The sequence below is a fragment of the Sphingomonas sp. genome, assembly GCF_039594485.1.
In the GTDB taxonomy this organism is placed as follows: domain Bacteria; phylum Pseudomonadota; class Alphaproteobacteria; order Sphingomonadales; family Sphingomonadaceae; genus Sphingomonas.
In genome coordinates this window covers 1-21,629 of sequence record NZ_JBCNNI010000039.1, presented here as the reverse complement: position 1 = coordinate 21,629, position 21,629 = coordinate 1, and the positions used below count along the sequence as shown (strand labels likewise).

The window sequence follows — 21,629 nt, the reverse complement described above, 5'->3', positions numbered from 1 at the left end:
ACACAGGGGCACGGACGCAGAAGGACAAAGACGATGACCGAGAAAAGCGGAGCCGATATCCTGGTCGAGGCGCTGTGCGATCTCGGCGTGGAGGTCGTCTTCGGCTATCCGGGTGGTGCGGTGCTGCCGATCTATGACGCCATGTTTAGGTCGAAGCGCATCCGCCACATTCTGGTCCGCCACGAACAGGCGGCGACCCATGCGGCGGAGGGCTATGCCCGCTCGACCGGCAAGCCCGGCGTGGTGCTTGTCACCTCCGGCCCCGGCGCGACCAATGCGGTCACCGGCATCACCGATGCGCTGCTCGATTCGATCCCGATGGTGGTCATCACCGGCCAGGTGCCGACCGCGCTGATCGGCACCGATGCGTTCCAGGAAGCCGACACGGTCGGCATCACGCGCCACTGCTCCAAGCATAATTATCTGGTGAAGGACCCTTCGCGTCTGGGCGAGGTGGTGCATGAGGCGTTCCACATCGCGACCTCGGGCCGCCCCGGTCCGGTCGTGATCGACATCCCCAAGGACGTGCAGGTCGCCACCGCCCGCTATCAGAAGCCGGGTCCGATCCGTCACAAGACCTATCGCCCGCAGGTGAAGGCCGACCAGAGCCAGATCCAGCAGCTGGTCGACATGCTTGCCGCGGCGGAACGTCCGATCCTCTATACCGGCGGCGGCATCATCAATTCGGGTCCGGCCGCGTCGCAACTGCTGCGCGAACTGGCCCGCATCACCGGCGCGCCCGTCACCTCGACCCTGATGGGTCTGGGCGCCTTCCCGGCCAGCGATCCGCAATGGCTGGGGATGCTGGGGATGCACGGCACGTACGAAGCCAATATGGCGATGAACCAGGCCGATCTGGTGGTCGCGCTGGGCAGCCGGTTCGACGACCGCGTGACGGGCCGTCTGGATGCGTTCAGCCCCAACAGCCGCAAGGTCCATGTCGATATCGACCGGTCGAGCGTGAACAAGAATGTCCGCGTCGACCTGGCCATCATCGCCGATGTCGGCCACGCGCTGGAGGATGCGGTGCGCATCTGGAAGTCGCGCCAGCATCCCAAGCCCGATACGACTGAGTGGCAGCGCCGCATTGCGGGCTGGCGCGCGGTCGGCTGCCTCTCCTTCCCGGAGACCGGCGACGCGATCATGCCGCAGCGGGCGATCCGGGCGCTGTACGACGCGACCAAGGCGCGCCAGCCGATCATCACCACCGAGGTCGGCCAGCATCAGATGTGGGCCGCGCAGCATTTCGGCTTCGAAAAGCCGAACAAGTGGCTGACTTCGGGTGGCCTCGGCACGATGGGTTACGGCCTGCCCGCCGCGATCGGTGCGCAGCTCGGCAATCCGGGGACGCTGGTGATCGACATCGCCGGTGAAGCCTCGATCCAGATGAACATCCAGGAACTGGCGACGGCGACCCAATATCGCCTGCCGGTCAAGATCTTCATCCTGAACAACGAATATATGGGCATGGTCCGCCAGTGGCAGGAACTGACCTATGAGAGCCGCTATGCCGAAAGCTATTCGGACTCGCTGCCCGACTTCGTGAAGCTGGGTGAGGCTTACGGCTGGAAGGGGATCCTGATCGAGCATCGCGATCAGCTTGAGGACGGCATCGCCGCGATGCTGGACCATGACGGGCCGGTGATCGTCGACTGCCGCGTGGCCAAGCTCGCCAACTGCTTCCCGATGATCCCGTCGGGCGCAGCGCATACCGACATGATCCTGCAAGCCAATGAGGTATCGGGCACCATGGACGACGAGGCCAAGGCGCTCGTCTGATCGGACCGTCGCCCCAGCGAAGGCTGGGGCCTCAACGAAGCATGGTTAGACAAACAGGGAGATCCCGGCCTTTGCCGGGATGACGACCGAATGCACATCAAGACCGAACAGGTGGAACGCCACACGCTGGCGGTGATCGTCGACAACGAACCGGGCATCCTCGCCCGGATCGCGGGTTTGTTCACCGCGCGCGGCTATAACATCGAAAGCCTGACCGTGTCGGAGATCACCGCCGACAAGGCCGTCAGCCGCATCACCATCGTCACCAGCGCCTCGCCGCCGGTGATGGAGCAGATCATGGCCCAGCTCGACCGGCTGGTCCCTGTCCACAAGGTCGCCGACCTGACCGTGCAGGGCGACCATGTCGAGCGCGAGCTGGCGCTGGTGAAGGTGGTGGGCACCGGCGAACGCCGGATCGAGGCGCTGCGCCTCGCCGAGGTCTACCGCGCCCGCGTCGTCGATGCGACGATCGGCAGCTTCGTCTTCGAGGTGACCGGCACCATCGCCAAGATCGACAAGTTCGTCGAGCTGATGGGCGAGGTCGGCCTGGTCGAGGTCGCCCGCACCGGCATCGCCGCCATCTCGCGGGGCAAGGACGCGACCTGAGCCCCGCTCCATTTCCAGACCATCATGAGGCCCGACGCGGCCCACACATTCGAAAGGGAAGTCCAAATGCGTGTGTATTACGATCGCGACGCCGATCTGAACCTGATCTCCGAGAAGAACATCGCCATCCTGGGTTACGGCTCGCAGGGCCATGCCCATGCGCAGAATCTGCGCGATTCGGGCGTCAAGAATGTCGCGATCGCACTGCGCCCCGGTTCGGCTTCGGCCGCCAAGGCGGAAGGCGCCGGCTTCAAGGTGATGTCGAACAAGGAAGCGGCCGCCTGGGCCGACATCCTGATGATCCTGGCCCCCGACGAGCATCAGGCCGCGATCTATGACGCCGACCTGAAGGGCAATCTGAAGCCCGGCGCGGCGCTCGCCTTCGCGCATGGCCTGAACGTGCATTTCGGCCTGATCGAGCCGCCCGCGGACATCGACGTCATCATGATCGCTCCCAAGGGCCCCGGCCACACCGTGCGCAGCGAATATGTGCGCGGCGGCGGCGTGCCCTGCCTGATCGCGATCCATCAGGACGCCAGCGGCAACGCGCATGACGTGGCGCTCGCTTACGCCTCGGGCGTCGGCGGCGGTCGCTCGGGCATCATCGAGACCAATTTCCGCGAAGAGTGCGAAACCGACCTGTTCGGCGAGCAGGCGGTGCTGTGCGGCGGCGCGACCGCGCTGGTCCAGGCGGGCTTCGAGACGCTGGTCGAGGCGGGCTATGCCCCCGAAATGGCCTATTTCGAGTGCCTCCACGAACTGAAGCTGATCGTCGACCTGATGTATGAGGGCGGCATCGCCAACATGCGCTACTCGATCTCGAACACCGCCGAATATGGCGACATCAAGACCGGCCCGCGCATCATCACCGAAGAGACCAAGAAGGAAATGAAGCGCGTCCTCGCCGACATCCAGTCGGGCCGCTTCGTGAAGGACTTCGTGCTCGACAACCGCGCCGGCCAGCCCGAGCTGAAGGCCAGCCGCATCGCCGCCAAGCGCCACCAGATCGAACAGGTCGGCAGCGAACTGCGCGCGATGATGCCGTGGATCGGCGCCAACAAGCTGGTCGACAAGGCGAAGAACTAAGCCAAACAGCATGGTGGAGGGGTGTCCCGCTCTCGAGAGGCGGACACCCCTCCGTCAGGCCTGATGGCCTGCCACCTTCCCTTCCAGGGGAGGAATTGGTTTGAGGACCTACCCAACGGAAACGCATCGTTGCGACCTTGGCCTTTGACGTGCGTTATGCGCATCGACCAAAGAAGCTTGGTCCAACAGGGAGTTCCTGACTCATGCGTTTCATCCTTCCCGCCGCTATGGCGCTCGTCCTCGCCGCTCCCGCCGTCGCCCAGACCGCTCCGGCGGGGATGCCCGGAGCGCCGGTCGCATCGCGCGTCGTCGCGGGCACCTATGCCGTCGACCCCGCCCACACCCAGGTCACCTGGTCGCTCAACCATATGGGCTTCTCGGTGCTAGAGGGGCAGTTCGGCGCGTCGGAAGGCACGCTGACCATCGATCCGGCCAAGCCGCAGGCCGCCAAGGTCGACGTGACCTTCAAGATCGACGACCTGTCGGTGACCGCCGCCCCCTTCGCCCATCACCTGAAGTCGAAGGACTTTTTCGACGCCGCGACCTATCCGACCGCGCGCTTCGTCTCGACCGGCGTCAAGGTCATGGGCACCAAGGCGGTCATCACCGGCAACCTGACCATCAAGGACCAGACCAAGCCGGTCACGCTGAACGCCACCTTCTTCGGTGCAGGCACCAACCCGATGTCGAAGAAGCTGAACATCGGCTTCCGCGCGACGGCCAAGATCAAGCGTTCGGACTTCGGCGTCGGTGCCTATGCCCCCGTCGTGGGTGACGACGTGGATCTGACGATCAACGCGGCCTTCACCGCTCAGTAATCCCACCACCCTTCCCATCCGAAAGGCGAGGTCGCTTCCCCCAGGCGGCCTCGCTTTTTTTGTGTCCGACGCGCGCCATGACGGTGGAAAGCAATCGGACGTCATCATTCTCGATATGGACAAGGCCGCGCCGACGCGGCATGAACCCCGCCATCATGATCGCCGCGCTGCTGCTCCGTTCGCTTCGACTTATCCGCCCTTAGGGGAGGATCGGCGTGGCCATGCGCGACTTCCCTAAGGGCTGAATGAACCGATAAGCCTATCCCCGCCGTGCCTCTGGCCAGACGCGGCCGAGAATGCTGGAAGACCCGATCATGTTGCGCGACCCTTCGACCAAATACCGCCCCTTCCCCCCCATCGCCCTGCCCGACCGGCAATGGCCGAACCGCACGATCACGAAAGCCCCGCGCTGGCTGTCGACCGATCTTCGCGACGGCAATCAGGCGCTGATCGATCCGATGGACGCCGAGAAGAAGACGCGGATGTTCGACCTGCTGGTCAAGGTCGGGCTCAAGGAGATCGAGGTCGGCTTCCCGAGCGCGGGGGCGACCGAGTTCGACTTCATTTCCGGGCTGATCCGTGACGACCGCATCCCCGAGGATGTGACGATCCAGGTTCTGACCCAGTCGCGCCGCGACCTGATCGAGCGCAGCTTCGAAAGCCTGGAAGGCGCGCGCACCGCGATCGTCCATCTCTACAATGCGGTCAGCCCGGCCTGGCGCAAGATCGTGTTCGGCATGACCCGCGACGAGGTTCGCCAGATCGCCGTCGAAGGTGCCAAGATCCTGCGCGACGAGGCCGCCAAGCGCCCGGATACCGACTGGTTCTTCGAATACAGCCCCGAAACCTTCTCGACCGCCGAGCTGGATTTCTCGGTCGAGGTCTGCGCCGCCGTCATGGACGTGCTCAAGCCGACGCCCGACCATCCGCTGATCCTGAACCTGCCCGCCACCGTCGAGTGCGCGACGCCCAATGTCTATGCCGACCAGATCGAATGGTTCGGGCGCAACATCCCCAACCGCGATTCGGTGGTCATCTCGCTCCACACCCATAACGACCGCGGCACCGGCGTCGCGGCGGCCGAACTGGGCGTGATGGCGGGGGCGGACCGGGTCGAGGGTTGCCTGCTCGGCAATGGCGAGCGGACCGGCAATTGCGACCTCGTGACCGTCGCGCTCAACATGTACACGCAAGGGGTCGATCCGGGGCTGAACCTGTCGGACATCGACGAGGTGGTGAACACGGTTCAGTATTGCACCAACCTGCCCGTCCATCCGCGCACGCCCTATGCCGGCGAACTGGTCTTCACCGCCTTTTCGGGCAGTCATCAGGACGCGATCAAGAAGGGCTTTTCGGCGCAGGCCGCCCGCAACGACGATCTGTGGGAAGTCCCCTATCTGCCCATCGATCCCGCCGATCTGGGTCGCAGCTACGAAGCGGTCATCCGCGTCAATTCGCAGTCGGGCAAGGGCGGCGTCGCCTGGGTGATCGAGCAGGACAAGGGGCTGAAGCTGCCCAAGCGGCTCCAGGCCGATTTCAGCCGCCATGTCCAGGCGCTGGCCGACGCCACCAGCCGTGAACTCAATGCCGCCGACATCTGGGCGGGCTTTGAGGCGACCTATCTGCCGCGCGACGACGACCGGTTCGTGCTGCGCGATTATGAGGAAAGCGGCTCGGCGGGTCAGCGGACCTTTATCGGCCGGGTGCAGGTGGACGGCGAGGAAAAGTCGATCTCGGGTCGTGGCAACGGCCTGATTTCCAGCGTGATCGCCGCGCTCGCCGACACGACCGGGCCGATCCTGGAGGTCGTCGACTATAACGAGCACGCCATCGGCCACGGTGCCGATGCGCAGGCCGCCGCCTATGTCGAGGCACGGACCGCCGATGGCCGGATCGTGTTCGGCGTCGGGCTCGACACCGACATCGCCACCGCCAGCGTCCGCGCGGTGCTGTCCGCCGCCAACCGGGCCTGATCACCATGCGCACCGTCCCGCTCTCCGCCAAGACCGTCGTGGAGAGCGGGACGGCCCTGGCGCCATCGGCCTGAGGCGCATCCATCATGGCGGTCCTGGCCCGTCTGCCCGAACGCTATCGCGAAACGCTGCGCGAACGGGGGGCGTCGATCACGCTGACGGTGCTGGCGCATCTGCTGCTCGCCTGGCTGCTCTTCCACCTCGCGCCCAAGCTGATCGAGCCGGAAAAATCTTCCTCGCTCAGCACCTTCTCCATCTCCCCCTCGGACAAGGAGGCGGGGGCGCCCGTCCCGGCGACGCGCAGCCCCACGCGCAAGCCGGCGGCGGCGGGGGGATCAAAGGCCCCCGTCACCCCGAAACAGCCCGACACCCCCAATCCGCCCACCGAAAAAAAGGCCGACACCTCCGCGCCGACGCCATGGCAATGGGGTGACAAATCGCTGTTCGACGCGGGCAATATCGCCGCCATGCCCAAGGGTTCGGGCAAGGGCGTCGGGTCGAGCGACGGCGACGATCGCGGGCAGGACACCGCCTCCGCCTATGGCCCCGGCGAAGGACCGGGCGGCCAGCGGCTCTACAATGCGGAATGGTATCCGCGCCGCCCCACCAATGCCGAACTGAACGGCTATCTGCACAGCCCGCCGCCGCCGGGCAGCTGGGCGCTGATCGCATGCCGGACGATCCCGGACTATCGCGTCGAGAATTGCCAGATCCTGGGCGAATCGCCGCGCGGATCGGGCGTCGCGCGGGCAATGCGCGAGGCGGCATGGCAATTCCGCATCCGCGCACCGCGCATCGGCGGCAAGGTCATGGTCGGCGAATGGGTGCGCATCCGCATCGATTTCACCAGCGCCGGCGGCAGCGATGGCGACTGACCCTCAATAGGTGAATTGCAACTGGGTGCGGATCAGGTCGCCGGTCGCTCGGCCGATCCGCCGGACATCCGCCTCACGCCGCTCCATCCGGGCATAGGCGATGGTCAGTTCCAGCGCCTCGACCAACTGGATTTCGCTGCCGAGTTCCCATTCGTCGGTTTCCAGGCGCGGCGCATCGACATTGGCCTTCCACCCGCCGCGATAGCGTTGCCACCGGGCATAGGGGATCATCCGTCCGATCGGGGTCTTGCCCGCATCCGCCATCAACTGGACATAGCCGCCGCCCGCCCGGCTGTTCCGAATGACGCCCGATGCGCCGTCATATTGCGGAGCCCAGCCGGCGGTCCATTCGGTCTGGATACCAAAGGGCTGCGGATAGAGGATGGCATGGACGGCCACCCGGTCATCACGATAGTCGATCGGCGTGACGCCGCCGCCCCGCAGCTCGGGACGAAAGCGGTTGAACATCGCCGATCCGCCGATCTCCAGCACCTGCCCGCGGAAGAGCGGCCCCAGCGCATCGAGCGCAAAGGGCCAGGTCGCCATGGCGACCTTCATCAGGCTGTCATTGCGCTCGGTGCGGTTCGTCCCCTGCCCATTATAGAGCGCAACGCCGAACGCGCCGTAATTGCCGAACAGCTTCTGCTTGTTCCTGGTCAGGCGGTCCCAGATTACCTGCACGGCGTCGGGGGTATAATAGGCGTTGACCCCGACATCACGCTCGCCCGGCACCCCGCTGTTGATCGCATCCGACCGGTCGAGCGGCAGGCGGTTGGACGAGGATTGCAGATTCTCCCAACCGAACGGCACCTTGGACTGGCCGAAGCGCAGGCGCAGGCGGCGTTCGGGATCGAGGAACCAGTCGACATAGACGTCGCGCAACTGCCCGAAATTCTCGCGCCGCTCGGCGCTGGACTGGTTGTTCACCGCCGTCCCGAAGTCATGCTGGAAATAGAGTTGCAGCCGATCGGTGATGTCGCCCTGCAGCACCAGCCGGACCCGGCGCAGCAGGAAGCCGCCATCGTCGTTGATCGAACTGTCGTGCACCGAACGGAGGCGCGAGCCGGTGATGGACAGCGGTTCCTGCGAATCCAGCACGGCATTGTAGCGAAGCTGCGTATAGCCGCGCAGGCGCATCCGCTCGTACCAGGGCGCGCGGGCGGACGGCGGCTTGGGAATGCTCGCCACGCGTTGCGGCGCGGGTGCGGCCGTGACGGGGGCGGCATTGGCGACCTGCGGAGCCGGCGAGACGGGCTGCGCCGGGATCGACGGGACCGGGGCGACCGGCACTACTGTCGTCATGCCCTTCTGCGCGTCGGTCAACGCCTTGATCTGCGCCTTCAGTTCATCGATCTGGCGCTGCAATTCCTGCACCGTCTGCGCGGCGGCAGGCACAGGACAGCACGCCAGCAGCATGGCGACGGCGACCCGGTAACGGCCCCGATAAGGTCTCGACGTGTTTGCCATGCTTGTCCCACCCGGTTCGGCGGCGCCTTTAGGCCGGGACCGGTGCCATTCGCAACAGATTGATGACAGTCTCGTGGCAAATCGATGACGGTGACGATGAGCGGGCGATCAGCGCGTCCGCACGATCTCGCAACCGACGCGCGCATCGGGGTAGATGCCGGTCTTCATCGACCGCACCGTGACCGCCGTCACGCGCGCATCCGCCAGGCACAGCGCCGCCACCGCCTCGCACAGGCTTTCCTGCAGGGCGAAGCCGGGGCCCTGCGCCAGCGCCCATATGCCCTCGCGCAGAAAGTCATAGTCCAGCACCTCGTCGATCCGGTCGGCGGCGGGCGGTGCGGGGTAGCAGACGGTCATCGCGACCGACAGGCTGACCGGCTGCGGCTCGGTCTCATGCGGGTGGATGCCCAGCCGCATCGCAACCCTCAGATCATCAAGCAGGATGGTGTAGGTCGCGCTCATCGCCGTCCCTCGAACATCACGTCCCCGTCACGGCGGCAAAAGCGCTGGCCGCAATCGACATAAAGCGTCTGCCCGCGAAGTTCGCGCGCGGTCAGCAGGAAGGATACCGCCTCCGCCACCGCATCCGCACCGATCGGGCGGCCGAGCAGATTCTTGACCGAGGCCTGGGCGAATTCCTCATCCGACTGATCGCCGCTTTGCAGGGTCAGGCCGGGCGCGACGGCGTTGACCGCGATGCGCGGGGCCAGGGCCTGGGCGAGCATGATGTTCGCCCCCGCCAGCGCGAACTTGGCGCAGCTATAGGCGAAGAAATCAGGATTCGGGTTGGCGAGCTTCTGGTCGAGGATATCGACCACCGCCCCGTCCGTCACATCATCCTGCCGCGCCAGCGCCGAGGCGAGCAGCGCGGGGGCCGCGGCATTGATCGCATAGAGCTTCGCCATCAAGGCCGCGTCCGTATCGGGTGGGCGATCGAAGACGAAGGCCGATGCGCTGTTGATCAGTCCGTCGATCGGGCCACCCGACGCATCCCGCGCACGGGCGAACAGCGCATCGATATCGGCAGGATCGGACAGGTCGCCCCGGACAGACGGCGCGTCCAGCTCGGCGGCCAGCGCCTCGGCCTCGTCCCGCGAATCGTTATAATGCAGCACCACCCGATGCCCGTCGGCCGCAAGGCGCCGAGCGATCGCAGCGCCCAGCCTCCTGGCCGCCCCGGTCACCAGAACGGTGCGGATCATCATCCATCAAGGCCCATCAGCGACAGGACTTCCTTGCGGCTGCGATCATCGTCGCGGAACACGCCCATCATCCGGCTGGTGACCATCGAGACACCCGGCGTCCGCACGCCGCGCGCCGTCATGCAGGCATGTGTCGCCTCGATCACCACCGCGACGCCCAGCGGCTTCAGGTTTTCCCAAATGCAGTCGGCGACCTCGGCGGTCAGCCGTTCCTGGACCTGCAAGCGGCGGGCAAAGCCGTGCAGCACGCGGGCCAGCTTGGAGATGCCGACGACATGATTGCGCGGCAGATAGGCGATATGCGCGCGGCCGATGATCGGCGCCATGTGATGCTCGCAATGCGACTGGAACGGAATGTCCTTCAGCAGCACGATCTCGTCATAGCCGCCGACCTCCTCGAACACGCGCGACAGGTGGACGGCTGGGTCGTCGCCATAGCCCGCACAATATTCCCGCCATGCCCGCGCGACCCGCCTGGGGGTATCGACCAGCCCCTCGCGCGTGGGATTGTCGCCCGCCCATGCGATCAGCGTGCGGATGGCCTCTGCGACATGATCGGGAACCGCGACCTTGCCGTCCTCGCCGATCAGGTCGCCATCCTCCGGGTCGCCATGGGCGCAGCTCATATCATGTCCTTCATGCCAAAGCCGGTGCGATAGCGGATCGATTGCCGGGGTGCAAAATTCGGGCGGCGAGTGAAACGACCTGCCACAAAGGGGTTGGGGACCTAGCGGGACGGGGGCGGGATTATCGCCGCAGCCGCTCCGCCGCCCAGGCGACATGGTCGGCCATGAAGGTCGAGATGAAGTTGTAGCTGTGATCATAGCCCGGCTGCATCCGCAGGGTCAGCGCGATCCCCGCCTCCTCGCAGGCCTTGGCCAGCAATTCCGGCCGCAACTGCTCGGCCAGGAACTGATCGGCATCGCCCTGGTCGACCAGCAGGTCGGGCACCCGCGCCCCGTCCTCGATCAGCGCGACCGCATCCGCCTGTCGCCACACCGTCCGGTCCTGCCCCAGATAGCCACCCAGCGCCTTTTCCCCCCAGGGCACCTGGGACGGCGCGACGATCGGGGCGAAGGCGGATATGCTGCGGAAGCGATCCGGGTTGCGCAGGCCGATGGTCAGCGCGCCGTGGCCGCCCATCGAATGGCCGGTGATCCCTTGCGCGTCCATGTCGGCTACGGGGAAATGCTCCGCGATCAGCGCGGGCAGTTCCTGTTCGATATAGCGGCGCATCTGGAAATGCTTCGCCCAGGGTTCCTGCGTGGCGTCGACATAGAAGCCCGCACCCTGCCCCATGTCATAGGCCTCGTCATTCGCCACGCCTTCGCCGCGCGGCGAGGTGTCCGGCGCGATGAAGATCACGCGATGCGCGGCGCATGGTCCCCGGAACTCGCCCTTGTCGGTGACATTGGCATGGGTGCAGGTCAGCCCCGACAGATACCAGAGGACGGGCAGCTTCTCCCCCGCCTCATGCTCCGGCACGAAGACCGAGAAGGTCATGCGCGTGCCCGTCGCCTCGCTGTCATGGGCATAGACGCCCTGGATGCCGCCATGCGCCTTGGAAGTCGAAATCGTCTCGATCGTCATCGGAACACCACCGTCCGGTTGTCATTGAGGAAAACCCGCCGCTCGCCGACCCAGGCAACGGCCCGAGCCAGCACCTGCGCCTCGATATCGCGGCCGATGCGGATCAGGTCGTCGACGCTGGCACGGTGATCGACACGCTCCACCGCCTGTTCGATGATCGGCCCTTCATCGAGGTCCGCCGTCACGAAATGCGCGGTCGCGCCGATCAGTTTCACGCCGCGCGCATGAGCGCGGTGATAGGGCTGCGCACCCTTGAAGCCGGGCAGGAAGCTGTGATGGATGTTGATGCACCGCCCCGGCAGCGCCGCCACCAGTCGCTCGCCCAGCACCTGCATATAGCGGGCGAGGACGAGGTAATCGGCCCCCGTGCTCTCGATCAGGGCAAGCATCGCCGCTTCCTGCTCCGCACGGTTGGCATCGCCGACCGGCAGGTGATGCCAGGGCAGGCCGTGCCATTCGACCAGCGGGCGCAGGGAATCATGATTGGACACGACGCCGACGATTTCGACCGGCAGCGTGTTGGTCCGCCAGCGATGGAGCAGGTCGTTCAGGCAATGCGACCCCTTGGACACCGCGATCAGCATCCGGGGGCGTTCACCCGAGGGTGCGACATGCCAGTCGAAACCAAACCGCGTCGCCGGTTCGGCAAACGCCGCCCTCACCTCCTCGACCGAGGCGGGGAAACGCTCGCCCTGGCCGGTGAAGACGATCCGCAGGAAGAAACGCCCCGTCTCCAGATCGGCATATTGCTGGCTGTCGAGGATGAAGCCATCGATCCCCGCCAGCGCGCCGGACACGGCGGCGACGATGCCGACCCGGTCCTGGCACGCCAGCGTCAGGATATAGTCGGCTTGGCTCATGCGGCAGGCAGGCGGCAACCCAGGCAAAGCTTGTTGCCGTCCGGGTCGCGCAGATAACCGAGATAGGCCTTGCCCATGCCGGTGTCGCGCTCGCCGACCGGCCCCTCGATCGCGGTGCCGCCGTTCGCGACGCCCGCCGCATGGGCTGCCTCGACCTGAGCAGGATCGACGGCACCCAAGCCGATCGTGCCGCCATTGGCATGGGTGGCGGGCTGGCCATCGATCGGGCGGGTCACGATGAAGACCGCACCATTGTGCAGATACATGACCCGCTCGACCTTGGGGTCCTGCATGCCGGGCTTGCCGCCCAGCGCGCCGAATACCGCGTCGTAGAAGGTCTTGGACCGCGCAACGTCGTTCGATCCGACCATGATATGCGTGTACATGTCTTTCCCCTCTCGAGAAATGGGATCAGGCCGCCGGAACCAGATAGCGGGCGCACAGCTTGTTGCCGGTCGGATCGCGCAGATAGGCCAGATAGATCTTGCCGACCGGCGGATAGCGATAGCCGGGCGGATCCTCGATCGCGGTGCCGCCATGCGCCACCCCGGCCGCCTGCCAGGCATCGGCCTGTTCGGGCGATTCCGCCACGAAGCCCAGTGTTCCGCCATTGGCGTGCGTGGCGGGCTCGCCATTCAGGGGCCGGGTGATCAGGAAGCGCGAGCCGTTATGGCTGTAGACCAGCCGACCCCAGGGATCGATCACCCCCTCGGGCGCGCCCAGCACGCCCAGGATCGCGTCATAGAAACGCTTGGCCTCGTCGATATCGTTCGCGCCCAGCACGACATGGCTGAACATCAGAAGATCACCACGCTGCGGATGCTTTCGCCCTTGTGCATCAGGTCGAAGCCCTTGTTGATCTCCTCCAGCGTCAGGCGGTGGGTGATCATCGGGTCGATCTGGATCTTGCCGTTCATGTACCAGTCGACGATCTTGGGCGTGTCGGTCCGCCCGCGCGCGCCGCCGAACGCGGTCCCGCGCCAGTTGCGGCCCGTCACCAGCTGGAACGGCCGCGTGCTGATCTCCTTGCCCGCCTCGGCCACGCCGATGATGATCGAGGTGCCCCAGCCGCGGTGGCACGCCTCCAGCGCGGTGCGCATCACCTCGGTATTGCCCGTCGCGTCAAAGCTATAGTCGGCACCGCCATCGGTGAGTTCGAGGATCTTGGCGATCGTCTCCTCGCGGCTCAGCCCCTTGGAGTTGAGGAAGTGGGTCATGCCGAACTGGCGGCCCCATTCCTCGCGCGCGGGGTTGAGGTCGACACCGATGATCCGGCCCGCGCCCGCCAGCCTGGCGCCCTGGATGACGTTCAGGCCGATGCCGCCCAGGCCGAAGACGACGACATTCTCGCCCGGCTGCACCTTGGCGGTGTTGACCACCGCGCCCACGCCCGTCGTCACGCCGCAGCCGATATAGCAGCTGGTGTCGAACGGCGCGTCCTCGCGGATCTTGGCGACCGCGATCTCAGGGAGCACGGTGAAGTTGGAGAAGGTCGAGCAGCCCATATAGTGGAAGATCGGCTGTCCCTTATAGCTGAAGCGGGTCGTGCCGTCGGGCATCAGGCCCTTACCCTGCGTCGCGCGGATCGCGGTGCACAGGTTGGTCTTGCCCGACAGGCACGACTTACACTGGCGGCATTCCGGCGTGTAGAGCGGGATGACATGGTCGCCCGGCACCACGCTGGTCACGCCCGCGCCGACTTCGCGCACGATGCCGCAGCCTTCATGGCCCAGCACGCTGGGGAACAGGCCCTCGCTGTCCAGACCGTCGAGCGTATAGGCGTCGGTGTGGCAGATGCCAGTCGCCATGATCTCGACCAGAACCTCACCCGCCTTCGGGCCTTCCAGATCGAGTTCGACGATTTCGAGGGGCTTCTTCGCCTCGAAGGCGACGGCGGCGCGGGTCTTCATGGGTCTGGGTCTCCTTGGATGGCGCTCTGATGCCCCGAGGCACGCGATGGTGCAACCGGCGAAGGCCTCGGGAATTGATAGGCATCACTATATGGGAGAGCAGGAATGACGGAGTTTAGAAAGAACGATCGCGTCACCTGGAACAGCCATGGCGGCACCGCCGAGGGTAAGGTCGTCAAGAAGCAGACGAGCGACACGACCATCAAGGGCCACACCGTCCGCGCATCGCAGGATGCGCCGCAATACATAGTAGAGAGTGACAATGGCGGAAAGGCAGCGCACAAGGCGGACGCGCTGAGTAAAGCGTGATTCACGCGCGGCCCGCCGACATGGCTGGGCCGCAGAAGGATTATAGGAAGGAAACACATGGCCACCGCAACCACGGGCACCGGCATCCACGCTCCGGTACAGCCGTCCGAGGAACTGGGCGCGATCGTCGGCAACGAGAAGCTGCCGCGCAGCCAGGTCATCAGCAAGGTGTGGGACTATATCAAGGCCAACAACCTGCAGAATCCCGAGAACAAGCGGGAAATCCTGGCCGACGACAAGCTGAAGAAGGTGTTCGGCAAGGACAAGTGCACCATGTTCGAGATGAACAAGTTCATCTCGGCGCACCTGAAGAAGTAAGCCCTTCCCGGCGCTCCGGCCGCTGTGCCGGAGCGTCGAACGCGCCCGCTTCGCGCCGCTATCGCAGGTCGAGGACCAGCGGTTTGCGCGCGGGCGGTGTCGCCGTCGCTGCCGGCTTGGGCGCCGGTATACTTTTCCCCCCATTATGACTCGAAGCCGGCAAGGGCGAAGGCGCGGGCGATCCGCCGGCCGGGGAAGCTCCAGCCACCGCCAGATTCTGTGCCTCGATCTGGTTCAGCCGCTGCTCGACCAGCTGCGCATCGAGCAATTTGCGATCCCCCTGCATCGCCGCGACCTGCGCCTCCAGCGCCGCGATTCGTTGTTCCAGCATCTTGACCCGGACCTGATCCTCGGTCTGGGCGACCATCTCCTTCGCCGACTGTTCCTGCCGCACACGCTCCTGTCGATCGGCATCGGCCAGCCTATCGTCAGCACCTCGCCCGACGCCCTGCCCGCATCCAGCGATCGTCAGAGCCATCAAAGGGAAAAGCGACAGACAGGCGGCGCGGCGCATCATGGGTCTCGAGTCAGGAACGGGGCCAGTGACTTAGCTTCACGCCGGGACTTGGGGAAGCAGCGAAGGCGCGCGACCATCGACCTGGGTGCGGAGCGGGGTTCGGGAACCCGCGGGACGATCAGGGTTGCGCCATCACCCCGCATCGGTTGACGCTGGATAAGGTCAAAGCGCGCACCTCCGCGCACGGAAGCATGTCGCCCCTTGCCATTTGCCAAGTAACGAAATCACTCACCAGGCAAACTGGCAAAATACCACACAATAAACCCTAAACATCTTTTGCGACAGCATCATGCCAATGCGATGACATTTTCGCGACTCTATTGCGAAATTCTCGCATGAAACACATCGCATGTCGTGAAATTGTCATCGCCTGCTGCAAACAGGGGTCGCATCGTCGCACAACGGGATGCCCCTTCGATGGCAACGCAGATGAGTACCGCCAGCGTCACCAAGGCCTATGACCGCTGGTCGCCGGTCTATGACATGGTTTTCGGCCCCGTCTTCAGGAAGGGGCGCTCCGCCGCGATCGTCGCCGCCGAACGCATCGGCGGCCGGATCATCGAGGTCGGCGTGGGCACCGGCATTTCGTTGCCGCAATATTCGTCGCGCAACCGCATCGTCGGCGTCGACCTGTCCGAACCCATGCTGGACAAGGCGCGCGAACGCGTGAAGCGCGGCAACCTCTCTCATGTCGAGCAGATCGCCTATGGCGATGCCGAAGCGCTGCAATTCGCGGACAACAGCTTCGACGTGGTGGTCGCGCAATATGTGATCACCGCCGTCCCCAATCCTGAGCGCGCGCTGGACGAGTTCGCCCGCATCTGCCGCCCCGGTGGCGAGATCGTCATCACGACGCGGGTCGGCGCGGGCGACGGGCTTCGCGGTCGAATCGAAAAGACGCTGATGCCGATCACCAGCCGCCTGGGCTTCCGCACCGATTTTCCCTTCAGCCGCTATACCGACTGGGCCGCGACGCGCGGCGATGTGGAACTGGCCGAAAGCCGCCCCCTGCCCCCGCTCGGCCATTTCTCGCTGGTCCGCTTCGCCAAGCGCCAGCCCCAGCCTGTGTTTCAGCCCGAGTTTCAGCCTCAAGGACATGGTCAATGACGGGTTTTCGCGCGCAGCTCGCCGAACAGCGGTGGGACGATCATCGTTACTATCACCACAGCCTGGTCAACCAGAGCCTGCACTTCGTCAGCGCCTGCACCTTCCTGACCGCCTATGTCCTGCTGTTCATCGATCCCGCCGTGGCCAGCCTGCTCGCCTGGGGCGTGGCGATGACCAGCCGCCAGGCCGGGCACTTCTTCTTCGAGCCCAAGGGCTATGACCATGTGAACAAGGCCAGCCACGAACATAAGGAAGAGATCAAGGTCGGCTATAACCTGGCCCGCAAATATGTGCTGATGGGCATCTGGGGCGCGATCCCGCTGGTGTTGCTGGTCCAGCCGACCTTGTTCGGCACGCTGGAAAGCCCCGAAGGTTTCATGGGCTATCTGCGCCATGTCGGTATCGGCTGGCTGGGCCTGGGCGTCAGCGCGATCATCGTGCGGGTGCTGCAGCTCTGGATGAAACGCGACCTGGAAACCGGGCTCGTCTGGGCGACCAAGATCGTCACCGACCCGTTCAACGACTTTAAGATGTACCGCAGCGCGCCGCGCCGCCTGATGAAGGGTGAGCGGATGGAACAGCACGACGCCGATGATTTCGAGGATCTGAAGGCGGCGTAACGCGCCCGCGCACAAGACGGAGCGGCGGTTCGACAAGGACCGCCGCTCTTTTATATCTTGCGTCATCCCGCCATCGGGAAAGGCCCCGGCCCGCGCCGGGGCGACGGTCAACGACCCAGCCGGTGCGCCAACGACTCCTTCAATATCCGCCGCCGGATCGCCTTGTTCGCCAGCTTCAGGTCACTCGGCGCATCGGGGGAAGTCCACCACCAGCCATCGTCACGCATCTGTTGTCCCGCTGCAACGAAGCGGTCGCAAATTTCCGCGAACAGGATGTCGTCGATGTCGAGACTGAAGATCAGTCGTCCGGTCCCGACCCAGCTCAACGCCAAGCCCTGCGCCCGGAGATAATATTGCAGCATCCAGTTATAGGGCGAGGCGACCGAATAGAGGATGGTCCAGATCGTCTGGACATGCGCGACCGAGATCGGCAGCCCCGCCGCCGCCATCCGCGCATTGAACATCGCGGCCCGCGCATTCCATCGCTCGTCCAGCCCCTGGTACAGCGCCGCGACCTCGGATGTGTCCAGCCGCCGGAGGAACGCGTTCATCGCCCCCATGACCATCGGGTGCGAGTTGAACGTGCCGCGCGCGAAGCAGATGTCGACGGGCCGATCCTCGCGCCAGCGCTTCATCAGATGCGCGGGGCCGCACAGCACGCCGACCGGCAACCCGCCGCCCAGCGTCTTGCCATAGGTGATCAGGTCAGGCCGAACGCCGAAATACTCCGGCATCCCGCCCTTCGCGAGGCGGAAGCCCATGAACACCTCGTCGAAGATCAGGACGATGCCGTTCGCCCGGCACGTCTCGGCCAGGCGGTGCAGCCATGCGCGATAGGCGCGCAGATCCGCCCCCGCCCTGCGCCCTCCATCGACCAGTTGGCCATCCGAAGGGGCCGAGCCATTGGGGTGCATCGCCTGGAGCGGATTGACCAGCACGCAGGCGATATCCTTGCGCGTCGCGAGCACCTTGAGCGTCCGTTCGGACATGTCGGCCAGGGTCAGGGTGCGATCGGCGGGCACAGGGTTGCCGATCCCCGGCTGCACGTCACCCCACCAGCCATGATAGGCCCCGGCGAACCGCACCAGGCGCGGACGGCGGGTGTGATAGCGGGCAAGCCGCACCGCCTGCATCACCGCTTCGGTCCCGGACATGTGGAAGGAAACTTCGTCCATCCCGGACAATTCGGTCAGACGGCGGACATTGTCGGCGACGACCGGATGAAACGAGCCCAGCACCCCGCCCAGATCGGCGACCATCTCCGCCCCCTCGGCCATGGTCGCCTTGTAAAAGTCGTTGCCGAACAGATTGACGCCGTAGGAGCCGGTCAGGTCGATCAGCCGATTGCCGTCGAGGTCGACCAGGATCGGCCCCTCCGATCGCTGATAGAAGGCCCCGGTCGCCAGGGTCGTGCGGACCTTTTCGCGAAACTGGAACGGCACGCGATAGGCGCCGGTGAATTGCAGGTCGGACAACCCCGAGCGCGTTTCCCTGGTCAGCGCCAGCGTCTGGGCGAAGCGCTCGGCGAACAACGTACCCAGCCGCTCGAAACCCGCGCGACGCCGATCCGCGACCGCGTCCGGCGCCTCGTCGACGCGGAAGAACCGGTCCTCGCCATAGGAATAGAAGGGGATCTGCCCGGCGATCCGCTTGGCCATGCGGACATGCCCGCCCAAGCCGGGATGCTTGGCGCGCGACAGGGTCAGGCGGCGATGCCCTTTCGTCAGGGCGACCGCACCGGCGGAAACGGCCAGCAGGCCAGTGAGAATCGGGTTCATGCGGCCTTTGACCGCGTACCCATGACGGAGGCATGACAATGCGCGGACCCATCATGCGGTTCCTCCTGAACGAGGACATCAATTTCCTCATCACCAACCGCCTGCCGCGTCGCTTCGCGACTCAACTGGTCGGCCGGATCGCGCGGATCGAGCACCCGCTGGTGGCGAAGCCCAGCCTGGCGCTGTGGAAATTCTTCGCGGGCGTCGACCTGTCGGACGCCCGGACGACCCGGTTCCGGTCGCTCCGCGACGGCTTCGTCCGCCCTCTTCGCGACGGCGCGCGTGACTTTGACGGCGATCCCGACACCATCGCGTCGCCATGCGACGCACTGGTCGGCGCGCATGGCCGCATCGAGGATGACCGGCTCTATCAGGTGAAGGGCTTTCCCTATCGTCTGGGCGACCTGATCACCGATCCCGATCTGATCGAGCGGTTCCGCGACGGATCGTTCGTCACGCTGCGACTGACGGCGGGCATGTATCACCGCTTCCATGCCCCCGCCGACCTGGCGGTGGAGGGCGTGACCTATTTGTCGGGTGACTGCTGGAACGTGAATCCGATCGCGCTCAAACGGGTCGAGCGACTGTTCTGCCGCAACGAACGCGCGGTGATCGAGGCGCGGACACTGATCCTGGGCCAGCCGCTACTGATCGTACCGGTCGCGGCAATCCTGGTCGCAAGCATCCGCCTCCACTGCCTCGACACCGAACGGACGCTGCGCGAGCGCGGTCCCGGCCGCACCCCCTGTTCGGCGCGGATCGGCAAGGGCGAGGAAATGGGCTGGTTCGAACATGGCTCGACCATCATCCTCTTCCTGCCCAAGGGCATGACGCTGGCCGACACGCTGGCCGAAGGACAGGCGATCCGCGCGGGACAGGTGATCGGAAGAGTACGATAATGCCGCCTCGGCATGTCCTCTTCCCGCAACGCCTCGCATCGTGACGCCGACCAGCATCCAGAGAGTGAGTCGGCTGGGCAGAATCGAAAGGGGATTCCAAGACGTCTGGAATCTAGGTCAAGCGGCTGACCATGCGGAGGTCGGCAGCTATGTTGTACTTGTTCGACTGAACTGCGTGAGCAGATATCCGGGCTGGCACCAACAATGTTAAGCCAACTTGGAATCGCATGCGATCTGATCGTTGCGCAGTCTGGCAAACAGCCCTTTCAATCCGCCTGAGCGCGGCCGGCAGGCAATGAAGCGACGACGAATCAAAGATTGATTGGGCGGCGCGGCCGCAGTGGACATAAGGCCGTAAAGCTTGCCCAGATCTCCGCTCAACTCAGGTTGAGGAGCAAAGTCACCAAAATCAGAATGACTTAACAGTCAATGGCGGAGAGGGAGGGATTCGAACCCTCGGTACCGTTGCCGGCACGCCGCATTTCGAGTGCGGTGCATTCGACCACTCTGCCACCTCTCCGCGAGGACGATCCGAAAGGGCGCTGGACCCTCGGGGCTGATCGATTGGAGGCGCGCTCCTAGATCAGCTTTTTGGGCAATGCAAGCGCCTAAACTTGTGCGACGCGACAAAGCCACTAAATCATCCCTATGAACCAGATCGACGCCCTCCCCCCAACCTCGCGCCTCGACATACAGGCGCCCATCGTCGCGACCGCCCGGTTCGCGATCGGGGATGTCGTGCGGCACCGGATGTTCGACATTCGCGGCGTCATCTTCGACGTCGACCCCGTCTTCGCCAACAGCGACGAATGGTATGACGCTATTCCAGAGCGGATTCGCCCGGCCAAGGACCAGCCCTTCTACCACCTGCTCGCCGAAAATGCCGACTCGACCTATGTCGCCTATGTCAGCCAGCAGAATCTCTTGCGTGACGACAGCGATGAACCGGTGGAGCATCCCGCGATCGCCGGACTGTTCACCGGCTATGCCGACGGTCGTTATCTGTTGCGGCGCGAACACCGGCACTGAAACCTCGGCAGGCGAGGTGCCTGAGGCATCGCGCCTTTTCTCCGGCCAGGCGCCACCCGGCGGCAGCCGCCCGGGCATGGCCAGGGGCGAAAACATGCAATCCTTGGTTGACAATCCGGCCACCTTTGCCTAGCTGGCCCTTCTTTCCCGGTGGGCATTCCCGCGCGGGAGCCATGCATTTGGGAAGTGACAAGAGCCATGTTCGCAGTCGTGCGCACGGGCGGCAAGCAGTATCGCGTCGCCGCCGGAGATAAGATCGTCGTCGAGAAGATCGAAGGCGAAGCCGGCGCGTCGGTGACGCTGGGTGACGTTCTGCTCGCGGGCGAAGGCTCGGAGCTGAAGGCCGTCGACGGCATCACGGTCGCCGCCGAGATCATCGCCCAGGCGAAGGCCGACAAGGTCATCGTCTTCAAGAAGCGTCGCCGCCACAATTATCGCCGTCGCAACGGCCACCGTCAACAGCACACGATCCTGAAGATCGTGTCGGTCGGCGCCTGAATCTCAGCCGCGCCACCCAACGAAATCCAGGAGTAGATCGCAATGGCACATAAGAAAGCAGGCGGTTCGTCGCGCAACGGTCGTGATTCGGCCGGCCGTCGCCTTGGCGTGAAGAAGTTCGGCGGCCAGGAAGCCGTCGCGGGCAATATCCTCGTGCGTCAGCGCGGGACCAAGTTCTATCCGGGTCGCAACGTGGGCATGGGCAAGGACCATACCCTGTTCGCGCTCGTCGATGGCCGCGTCGCGTTCCACGAAGGCAAGCTCGGCCGTAAATTCTGCTCGGTCGAACTGGCCGCAGCGGCCGAATAATCGGGCAACCGCGCCGGGTTGCCCACCAGGGTGACCCGGGTTCCGCGCAGGAACCAGCAAAAAAGGGAGACGGGTCACC

Annotated in this window: 25 protein-coding genes and 1 tRNA gene; 14 read left to right on the top strand and 12 right to left on the bottom strand. The window is 65.1% G+C overall.

The features are described 5' to 3' along the window. Nucleotides 1-33: 33 nt before the first annotated feature. From ABDV78_RS16090 to ABDV78_RS16065, 6 genes are all read left to right on the top strand, one after another. Nucleotides 34-1,779 carry an acetolactate synthase 3 large subunit gene (locus tag ABDV78_RS16090; RefSeq protein ID WP_343528466.1) on the top strand — a complete coding sequence of 582 codons (1,746 nt, stop codon included), beginning with the start codon at nucleotides 34-36 and terminating at the stop codon, nucleotides 1,777-1,779. A gap of 90 nt (nucleotides 1,780-1,869) precedes the next feature. After that, complete coding sequence (gene ilvN, locus ABDV78_RS16085) at nucleotides 1,870-2,385, top strand: acetolactate synthase small subunit (RefSeq protein WP_343528465.1); 516 nt, start codon at nucleotides 1,870-1,872, stop codon at nucleotides 2,383-2,385. Nucleotides 2,386-2,409: 24 nt separating this feature from the next. Beyond that, on the top strand, nucleotides 2,410-3,471 hold the full coding sequence (ilvC, locus tag ABDV78_RS16080) for a ketol-acid reductoisomerase (protein WP_343528464.1): 1,062 nt from the start codon (nucleotides 2,410-2,412) through the stop codon (nucleotides 3,469-3,471). Between the two features lie 203 nt (nucleotides 3,472-3,674). After that, on the top strand, nucleotides 3,675-4,289 hold the full coding sequence (locus ABDV78_RS16075; RefSeq protein ID WP_343528463.1) for a YceI family protein: 615 nt from the start codon (nucleotides 3,675-3,677) through the stop codon (nucleotides 4,287-4,289). Nucleotides 4,290-4,603: 314 nt separating this feature from the next. Then, nucleotides 4,604-6,262, top strand: coding sequence for a 2-isopropylmalate synthase (gene leuA, locus ABDV78_RS16070; RefSeq protein WP_343528476.1), 1,659 nt, complete (start codon nucleotides 4,604-4,606; stop codon nucleotides 6,260-6,262). A gap of 86 nt (nucleotides 6,263-6,348) precedes the next feature. Further along, nucleotides 6,349-7,137, top strand: coding sequence for a hypothetical protein (locus ABDV78_RS16065; RefSeq protein WP_343528461.1), 789 nt, complete (start codon nucleotides 6,349-6,351; stop codon nucleotides 7,135-7,137). A gap of 3 nt (nucleotides 7,138-7,140) precedes the next feature. On the opposite strand, the gene ABDV78_RS16060 is transcribed toward ABDV78_RS16065, so the two are convergent. The 9 genes from ABDV78_RS16060 to ABDV78_RS16020 form a co-directional block, all read right to left on the bottom strand. Beyond that, entirely contained in the window at nucleotides 7,141-8,604 is a 1,464-nt protein-coding gene (locus ABDV78_RS16060; protein WP_343528460.1) for a porin, read from the bottom strand. A 108-nt stretch (nucleotides 8,605-8,712) separates the two neighbouring features. Continuing rightward, on the bottom strand, nucleotides 8,713-9,066 hold the full coding sequence (locus tag ABDV78_RS16055; RefSeq protein ID WP_343528459.1) for a dihydroneopterin aldolase: 354 nt from the start codon (nucleotides 9,064-9,066) through the stop codon (nucleotides 8,713-8,715). Further along, on the bottom strand, nucleotides 9,063-9,809 hold the full coding sequence (locus tag ABDV78_RS16050; protein ID WP_343528458.1) for an SDR family oxidoreductase: 747 nt from the start codon (nucleotides 9,807-9,809) through the stop codon (nucleotides 9,063-9,065). The genes ABDV78_RS16055 and ABDV78_RS16050 overlap by 4 nt, the downstream gene beginning before the upstream one ends. After that, complete coding sequence (gene folE / locus ABDV78_RS16045) at nucleotides 9,806-10,432, bottom strand: GTP cyclohydrolase I FolE (RefSeq protein ID WP_343528457.1); 627 nt, start codon at nucleotides 10,430-10,432, stop codon at nucleotides 9,806-9,808. Before folE ends, ABDV78_RS16050 begins: the two co-directional genes overlap by 4 nt. A 121-nt stretch (nucleotides 10,433-10,553) precedes the next feature. After that, complete coding sequence (gene fghA / locus ABDV78_RS16040; RefSeq protein ID WP_343528455.1) at nucleotides 10,554-11,396, bottom strand: S-formylglutathione hydrolase; 843 nt, start codon at nucleotides 11,394-11,396, stop codon at nucleotides 10,554-10,556. Next, nucleotides 11,393-12,256, bottom strand: coding sequence for a formyltetrahydrofolate deformylase (gene purU, locus ABDV78_RS16035; protein ID WP_343528454.1), 864 nt, complete (start codon nucleotides 12,254-12,256; stop codon nucleotides 11,393-11,395). Before purU ends, fghA begins: the two co-directional genes overlap by 4 nt. Next, on the bottom strand, nucleotides 12,253-12,642 hold the full coding sequence (locus ABDV78_RS16030; RefSeq protein ID WP_343528453.1) for a VOC family protein: 390 nt from the start codon (nucleotides 12,640-12,642) through the stop codon (nucleotides 12,253-12,255). The genes purU and ABDV78_RS16030 overlap by 4 nt, the downstream gene beginning before the upstream one ends. Before the next feature lie 25 nt (nucleotides 12,643-12,667). Continuing rightward, nucleotides 12,668-13,054: a VOC family protein gene (locus tag ABDV78_RS16025; RefSeq protein ID WP_343528452.1), complete on the bottom strand. Its 387-nt coding sequence runs from the start codon at nucleotides 13,052-13,054 to the stop codon at nucleotides 12,668-12,670. Continuing rightward, nucleotides 13,054-14,166 (bottom strand): S-(hydroxymethyl)glutathione dehydrogenase/class III alcohol dehydrogenase, encoded by a 1,113-nt coding sequence (locus ABDV78_RS16020; protein WP_343528451.1) that lies wholly within the window; start codon nucleotides 14,164-14,166, stop codon nucleotides 13,054-13,056. Before ABDV78_RS16020 ends, ABDV78_RS16025 begins: the two co-directional genes overlap by 1 nt. Before the next feature lie 105 nt (nucleotides 14,167-14,271). Here ABDV78_RS16020 and ABDV78_RS16015 point away from each other — a divergent pair, with 105 nt between their 5' ends. Both ABDV78_RS16015 and ABDV78_RS16010 read left to right on the top strand, forming a co-directional pair. After that, on the top strand, nucleotides 14,272-14,475 hold the full coding sequence (locus ABDV78_RS16015; protein ID WP_343528449.1) for a DUF2945 domain-containing protein: 204 nt from the start codon (nucleotides 14,272-14,274) through the stop codon (nucleotides 14,473-14,475). Between the two features lie 57 nt (nucleotides 14,476-14,532). Further along, nucleotides 14,533-14,793 (top strand): SWIB/MDM2 domain-containing protein, encoded by a 261-nt coding sequence (locus tag ABDV78_RS16010; RefSeq protein WP_007405135.1) that lies wholly within the window; start codon nucleotides 14,533-14,535, stop codon nucleotides 14,791-14,793. 58 nt (nucleotides 14,794-14,851) lie between these two features. Here ABDV78_RS16010 and ABDV78_RS16005 read toward each other — a convergent pair whose 3' ends face one another. After that, nucleotides 14,852-15,271, bottom strand: a complete 420-nt coding sequence (locus ABDV78_RS16005; RefSeq protein WP_343528447.1) for a hypothetical protein — start codon at nucleotides 15,269-15,271, stop codon at nucleotides 14,852-14,854. A gap of 468 nt (nucleotides 15,272-15,739) precedes the next feature. Here ABDV78_RS16005 and ABDV78_RS16000 point away from each other — a divergent pair, with 468 nt between their 5' ends. Both ABDV78_RS16000 and ABDV78_RS15995 read left to right on the top strand, forming a co-directional pair. Beyond that, nucleotides 15,740-16,417 (top strand): methyltransferase domain-containing protein, encoded by a 678-nt coding sequence (locus ABDV78_RS16000; RefSeq protein ID WP_343528446.1) that lies wholly within the window; start codon nucleotides 15,740-15,742, stop codon nucleotides 16,415-16,417. Next, the gene (locus tag ABDV78_RS15995) at nucleotides 16,414-17,037 is read left to right on the top strand and encodes a hypothetical protein (RefSeq protein ID WP_343528445.1); all 624 of its coding nucleotides are present in this window, start codon (nucleotides 16,414-16,416) and stop codon (nucleotides 17,035-17,037) included. The genes ABDV78_RS16000 and ABDV78_RS15995 overlap by 4 nt, the downstream gene beginning before the upstream one ends. Nucleotides 17,038-17,144: 107 nt before the next feature. On the opposite strand, the gene ABDV78_RS15990 is transcribed toward ABDV78_RS15995, so the two are convergent. Further along, nucleotides 17,145-18,815, bottom strand: a complete 1,671-nt coding sequence (locus ABDV78_RS15990; RefSeq protein ID WP_343528444.1) for an aminotransferase class III-fold pyridoxal phosphate-dependent enzyme — start codon at nucleotides 18,813-18,815, stop codon at nucleotides 17,145-17,147. A gap of 53 nt (nucleotides 18,816-18,868) precedes the next feature. Between ABDV78_RS15990 and asd the strand changes: the two genes are divergently transcribed. Then, on the top strand, nucleotides 18,869-19,714 hold the full coding sequence (gene asd / locus ABDV78_RS15985; protein WP_343528443.1) for an archaetidylserine decarboxylase: 846 nt from the start codon (nucleotides 18,869-18,871) through the stop codon (nucleotides 19,712-19,714). Between the two features lie 430 nt (nucleotides 19,715-20,144). Here the strand turns inward: asd and ABDV78_RS15980 are convergent. Beyond that, nucleotides 20,145-20,234, bottom strand: a tRNA-Ser gene (locus ABDV78_RS15980). A 128-nt stretch (nucleotides 20,235-20,362) separates the two neighbouring features. On the opposite strand from ABDV78_RS15980, the gene hspQ reads away from it, so the two are divergent. From hspQ to rpmA, 3 genes are all read left to right on the top strand, one after another. Further along, nucleotides 20,363-20,743, top strand: coding sequence for a heat shock protein HspQ (hspQ, locus tag ABDV78_RS15975; protein WP_343528441.1), 381 nt, complete (start codon nucleotides 20,363-20,365; stop codon nucleotides 20,741-20,743). Between the two features lie 198 nt (nucleotides 20,744-20,941). Continuing rightward, the gene (rplU, locus tag ABDV78_RS15970; protein WP_007405484.1) at nucleotides 20,942-21,241 is read left to right on the top strand and encodes a 50S ribosomal protein L21; all 300 of its coding nucleotides are present in this window, start codon (nucleotides 20,942-20,944) and stop codon (nucleotides 21,239-21,241) included. A gap of 42 nt (nucleotides 21,242-21,283) precedes the next feature. Further along, nucleotides 21,284-21,550: a 50S ribosomal protein L27 gene (gene rpmA, locus ABDV78_RS15965; protein WP_230482215.1), complete on the top strand. Its 267-nt coding sequence runs from the start codon at nucleotides 21,284-21,286 to the stop codon at nucleotides 21,548-21,550. Nucleotides 21,551-21,629: the final 79 nt, after the last annotated feature.